A 6,567-nucleotide genomic window follows, 5' to 3' on the forward strand; every position below is an offset into this window, starting at 1 on the left:
GGCAGGCGCGGCGCCGAGGCGCCCGGCGCCGCCGCGCTCGTCGCGGACCTCGCCGCCTCCGGCGCCGAGGCGACCTGGGCCGCGTGCGACGTCGCCGACCGGGACGCCCTCGCTGCCGTCCTGGCCGCCATTCCCGCCGAACACCCACTGACCGGCGTCGTGCACACCGCCGGCGTCCTGGACGACGGCGTCGTCTCCTCGCTGACCCCGCAGCGGCTCTCCGCCGTCCTGCACCCCAAGGTCGACGCCGCCCTCCACCTGCACGAGCTCACCCAGGACGCGGACCTCACCGCGTTCGTGCTGTTCTCGTCCACCTCCGGGCTGTTCGGCGGCCCGGGACAGGCCAACTACGCCGCCGCCAACGCCTTCCTCGACGCCCTCGCCGAGCACCGCCGGGCCCGCGGGCTGCCCGCGACCGCGACGGCCTGGGGCCTGTGGGACGTCGCCGACGGCATGGCCGGGGCCCTCGACGCCACCGACGTCAACCGCATGCGCCGCGCCGGGCTGCCGCCGCTGACGGCCGCCGACGGCCTGGAGCTCTTCGACACCGCGCTCACCCTGCCCGAGGCGTCCCTCGCCCTCATGCGCGTCGACGCCGGGGCGCTGCGCTCCCTGGCGACGGCCGGAACCCTCGCCCCGCTGCTGCGCGGCCTCGTGCGCGGCGTGGCCCGGCGTACCGTCGACGCCTCCGCCGCCACCGGGGCGGCCCAGACCGAACTGCGGGCCCGGCTCGCCGCGCTCCCCGCGGCCGAGCGGGACCGCGCCGTGCTCGACCTGGTCCGTACCGAGGTCGCCGCGACGCTCGGGCACACGGGAGCGGCGTCCGTCGAGCCCGGCCGCGCCTTCAAGGAACTCGGCTTCGACTCGCTGACCGCCGTCGAGCTGCGCAACCGGCTGGCCGCCGCGACCGCGCTGCGCCTGCCCGCGACGCTGATCTTCGACTACCCCGACCCCACCGTCCTCGCCCGCCACCTGCGCGCCGAACTGACCGGCGACACCGCCGCGGCGTCCGGCGGAACCACCCCGGCACCCGTGGCCGCCGACGACGAGCCGATCGCCGTCGTGGCGATGAGCTGCCGCTACCCCGGAGGCGTCCGCAGCCCCGAGGACCTGTGGGAGCTGCTGACGGCCGGCGCGGACGGCATCACACCCCTGCCGCGCAACCGCGGCTGGGACACCGAGGCCCTGTACGACCCCGACCCCGAGAGCCGGGGCACCAGCTACGCCCGCGCGGGCGGCTTCCTCCACGACGCCGCCGACTTCGACGCCCACTTCTTCGGCATCTCGCCGCGCGAGGCGCTGGCCATGGACCCGCAGCAGCGCCTGCTCCTGGAGACCACCTGGGAGGCCTTCGAGCGGGCCGGCATCGCGCCGTCCTCCGTACGGGGCAGCAGCACCGGCGTCTTCGCCGGCGTGATGTACCACGACTACGGCGCGCGCCTGCACGCCGTGCCCGACGTGGTCGAGGGCTACCTCGGCACCGGCAGCTCCAGCAGCGTCGTCTCCGGGCGCGTCGCCTACACCTTCGGCCTGGAGGGTCCCGCGGTCACCGTCGACACCGCGTGCTCCTCCTCGCTGGTCGCCCTCCACCTGGCCGCGCAGGCCCTGCGGCGCGGCGAGTGCTCGCTGGCCCTGGCCGGCGGCGTGACGGTGATGTTCACCCCGGGCACCTTCATCGAGTTCAGCCGCCAGCGCGGTCTTGCCGCAGACGGCCGCTGCAAGTCGTTCGCGGCCGCCGCCGACGGCACCGGCTGGAGCGAGGGCGCCGGCATGCTGCTGCTGGAACGCCTCTCCGACGCCCGCCGCAACGGCCACCCGGTCCTCGCGGTCGTGCGCGGCTCCGCCGTCAACCAGGACGGCGCCAGCAACGGCCTCACCGCGCCCAACGGCCCCTCCCAGCAGCGCGTCATCCGCGCCGCCCTCGCCGGCGCCGGAGTCGCCGCGAAGGACGTCGACGTCGTCGAGGCCCACGGGACCGGCACCACGCTCGGCGACCCCATCGAGGCGCAGGCCCTGCTCGCCACCTACGGGCAGGAGCACACCGGCGACCGCCCGCTGCTGCTCGGGTCCGTGAAGTCCAACCTCGGCCACACCCAGGCCGCCGCCGGCGTCGCGGGCGTCATCAAGATGGTCATGGCGATGCGGCACGGCGTCGTGCCGAAGACCCTCCACGTCGACGAGCCCACCCCGCACGTCGACTGGTCGTCGGGCGCGGTGTCCCTGCTCACCGAGCAGGTGGCCTGGCCCGAGACCGGCCGCCCGCGCCGGGCCGGGGTCTCCTCCTTCGGCATCAGCGGCACCAACGCCCACGCCATCATCGAGCAGGCCCCCGAACCCGCCCCCGCCGCCGCATCCGCGCCCGAGACGGAGGCCGCGCCGAGCCTCGTCCCGGTGGTCGTGTCGGCACGCGGCGAGGAGGCGCTGCGCGCCCAGGCCCGCCGCCTGCACACGCAGCTGAGCGACGACACCGCCCCGGGCACCACCGACATCGCCCTCTCCCTGGCCACGACCCGCTCCGCGCTCGAACAGCGCGCCGCGCTCGTCGCCGCTGACCGCGACGGCATCCTGCGCGGCCTGGACGCCCTCGCCCGTGGCGAGGACACCGCCGGACTGCTGCGCGGCACCGCCCGCACCGGCGGCACGGCCTTCCTCTTCACCGGCCAGGGCAGCCAGCGACCCGGCATGGGCCGCGAACTGTACGCCTCGCACCCGGTGTTCGCCGCCGCGCTCGACGAGGTCTGCGCCGAACTCGACCGGCACCTCGACGTACCGCTGAAGGACGTGCTGTTCGGACAGGACGCGCAGCTCCTCGACCGGACGCAGTTCACGCAGCCCGCGCTCTTCGCCGTCGAGGTGGCCCTGTTTCGGCTCGTCGCAGCGCTCGGCCTGACCCCCGACTTCGTCAGCGGACACTCCGTCGGCGAGATCGTCGCCGCCCACGTCGCGGGCGTCCTGTCGCTCCAGGACGCCGCCGAACTGGTCGCCGCACGCGCCCGGTTGATGCAGGCGCTCCCCGCCGGCGGCGTGATGATCGCGGTGCAGGCCCCGGAGGAGGAGGTCCTGCCGCTGCTGGACGACCGGGTGAGCATCGCCGCGGTCAACGGCCCCCGCTCGGTGGTCGTCGCCGGCGACGAGGACGCGGCCACGGCGGTCGTCGAGCGCTTCCCGGACCGCAAGTCCACCCGCCTGACCGTCAGCCACGCCTTCCACTCCCCGCACATGGACGGCATGCTGGCCGAGTTCCGCAAGGTCGCCGAGGGCCTGGTCTACGAGGCCCCGCGCATCCCCGTGGTCTCCCACCTGACCGGGGCCGTCGTCACCGACGAGATGGGCTCCGCGGACTTCTGGGTCCGGCACGTCCGCGAGGCCGTCCGCTTCCTTGACGGAATCCGCGCCCTGGAAGCGGCCGGCGTCACCACGTACCTCGAACTGGGCCCCGACGGCGTGCTGTCCGCGATGGCCCAGGAATGCGTCACCGGCGACGAGGACGACGCGAGCGGCGAGGCGGTCTTCGCCCCCGTCCTGCGCCGCGACCGGTCCGAGGCCGAGACCCTCATCACGGCCCTCGCCAGCGCCCACGTCCACGGAGCCGCCGTCGACTGGGCGGCGTACTTCGCGGGAACCGGCGCCCGGCGCGTCGACCTGCCCACCTACGCCTTCCAGCGCAAGCGCTACTGGCTCGACGTGGGCCTCGGCGTCGAGGACGTCCTGGCCGCGGGACTCGACACCGCCGACCACCCGCTGCTGGGTGCCGCCGTCGCGCTCCCGGCGTCCGACGGGCTCGTCCTGACCGGACGTCTGGCCCTGTCCACGCACCCCTGGCTGGCCGAGCACACGGTCATGGACACCGTGCTGCTGCCCGGCTCGGCCTTCGTGGAACTCGCCCTGCGCGCCGGTACCGAGTGCGGCTGCGACACGCTGGAGGAACTCACCGTCGAGGCCCCGCTGATCCTCCCCGAGCAGGGCGCCGTCCAGCTCCAGGTGGCGGTGGAGGCTCCCGACGAGGCGGGCCGCCGGAGCCTGACGCTGCACGCACGGCGCGCCGACGCCCCCGCCGACACGCCGTGGACCCGGCACGCCGCAGGAATCCTCGCGCCCACCACTGCTGCCACGGCCTCGTCCGACCTGGCCGCGTGGCCGCCGCCCGGCGCGGAACCCGTCCCCACCGAGGAGTTCTACCCGGCCGCCGCGGCCGCCGGACTCGGCTACGGACCGGCGTTCCAGGGCCTGCGCTCCGCGTGGCGGCGCGGCGACGAGACGTTCGCCGAGATCGCCCTCGCCGAGGAGCACACCACCGACGCCCCCGCCTACGGCATCCACCCCGCCCTGCTCGACGCCGCCCTGCACGCCATCGGCCTGCGCGAGCCCGCCGACGGCGCCGCCGAGGGCGCCCGGCTGCCGTTCGCCTGGACCGGCGTCCGGCTGCACGCCGTCGGCGCCGCCACGATCCGCGTCCGGCTGACCCCCGCCGGGTCCGGGGGAGTGGCCCTGGAACTGGCGGACGCCGCGGGCGCACCCGTCGCCTCGGTGGAGTCCCTCGTCCTGCGGCCCGTCACCGCCGGGCAGATCGGCGACGACCGGGCCGCCCACCACGAGTCCCTGTTCGCCGTCGAATGGACCAGGCTGCCCCTGCCGGCCGCCGCGGTCCCCGCGGGCGAGCGCTGGACCGTACTCGGCGAGGACGCCACTGCCCTGCGCGTCGGCGGCGAGTCCCTGGAGACCCACCCCGGACTCCCCGCGCTGCGCGCCGCGCTCGCGGCGGGCGCCCCGGCACCGGACGTCGTCCTCGTACCGCTGCCGTCCGCGGACGACCGCGGGCCCGCGACGGACGCACGGACCGCCGCCCACCACGCCCTCGCCCTGGTCAAGGACTGGCTCGCCGAGGAGCGGCTGGACGACGCACGGCTCGTCCTCGTCACCCGTGGAGCCGTCGCGGCCGCCGAGGGCGAGCACGTCACCGACCTCGCCCACACCCCGGTCTGGGGGCTGGTGCGCTCGGCGCAGTCCGAGAACCCCGGGCGTTTCGTGCTCGTCGACACCGACGGCACCGACGCGTCCCTGGCGGCCCTGCCCGCGGCGCTCGCCACCGACGAACCCCAGTTCGCCCTGCGGGCGGGCGAGGCCCACGCCTTCCGGCTGCGGCGCGTCGCGCGAGACGGCGCCGAGACCGGCGTCCCCGCCTTCGACACCGACGGGACGGTGCTGGTCACCGGCGCCACCGGCACCCTGGGCGGCCTGCTGGCCCGTCACCTGGTGGCGGAGCGCGGCGTACGGCACCTGCTGCTGCTCAGCCGGCGCGGCGCCGACGCGCCCGGTGCCGCCGAACTGACCGCCGACATCGTCGCGTCGGGCGCTTCGGTGACGTGGGCGGCGTGCGACGCCGCCGACCGTGAGGCGCTGGCGGCGGTCCTGGCGGCCGTCCCCGCCGGGCGTCCGCTGACCGCCGTCGTCCACACCGCCGGTGTCCTCGACGACGGCATCATCGACTCCCTCACCCCGCAGCGCCTCGACACCGTCCTGCGCCCCAAGGCCGACGCCGCCTGGAACCTCCACGAACTCACCGAAGGCGGCGCGGTCACCGCCTTCGTCCTGTTCTCCTCCGTCGCCGGCTCCTTCGGCGCGCCCGGCCAGGGCAACTACGCCGCCGCCAACGCCTTCCTCGACGCCCTCGCCCAGCACCGCCGCGCCCGCGGACTGCCCGCCACTTCCCTCGCCTGGGGCCTGTGGGCCACCGAGGGCGGCATGGCCGGTGCCCTCGACGAGACGGACCTCGGCAGGATGGCCCGCTCCGGAGTCCTCGGCCTCGCACCCGACGAGGGACTGGCCCTCTTCGACACCGCCACCACCCTCGACGACGCCGTCCTCGTCCCCATGCGCGTCGACCCGGCCGCGCTGCGCGCCCAGGCCGCCGACGGCACGCTGCCGCCGCTGCTGCGCTCCCTGGTCCGCGTCCCGGCCCGCCGCGCCGCCGACACCGGCGCCCACGGCGTGACGCGCCCCGGCGCCGACGCCACGGGCTCGCTGGAGGCACGCCTGGCCGGACTCCCGGCCGGCGACCGCGACCGCCTGCTCACGGACCTGGTCCGCACCCAGGTCGCCGCGGTCCTCGGCCACGGCGGGGCGGACGACGTGGACGCCTCCCGCGGCTTCCTCGACCTGGGCTTCGACTCCCTCACGGCGGTCGACCTGCGCAACCGGCTCACCGCGCACTCGGGACTGCGGCTCCCGGTCACCCTCATCTTCGACTACCCGTCGCCCACCGCCCTCGCCCGCTACCTCGGAGACCGGCTCGGCCAGGGCGACCAGGCACGCCCGACCGTCCACGCGGAACTCGACCGGCTCGAGGCGGTCCTCGCGGCGGTCGGCCCCGACGACGTCGAACGCGCCGGCATCACGTCCCGGCTGCGGGACCTGCTCGCGCAGTGGAACGGAACGCACGGTGCGCAGGACAGCGCCGCCGAGGAGCGGCAGATCCAGTCCGCGACCGCCGAGGAGATCTTCGACCTCCTCGACGACGAACTGGGGCTGTCCTGAACGGCCCCGGGCCGGCCGGCTCCCCGACCCGAC

Annotated in this window: 1 protein-coding gene; it reads left to right on the top strand. The window is 76.3% G+C overall.

All coding sequences use genetic code 11. The features are described from left to right. A partial coding sequence (locus ABZ479_RS22160; protein WP_500463187.1) for a type I polyketide synthase occupies window positions 1-6,534 on the top strand: 6,534 nt, incomplete at its 5' end. Window positions 6,535-6,567: the final 33 nt, after the last annotated feature.

Origin of the sequence: Streptomyces sp. NPDC005722, from assembly GCF_040630935.1 — a bacterium.
In the GTDB taxonomy this organism is placed as follows: domain Bacteria; phylum Actinomycetota; class Actinomycetes; order Streptomycetales; family Streptomycetaceae; genus Actinacidiphila.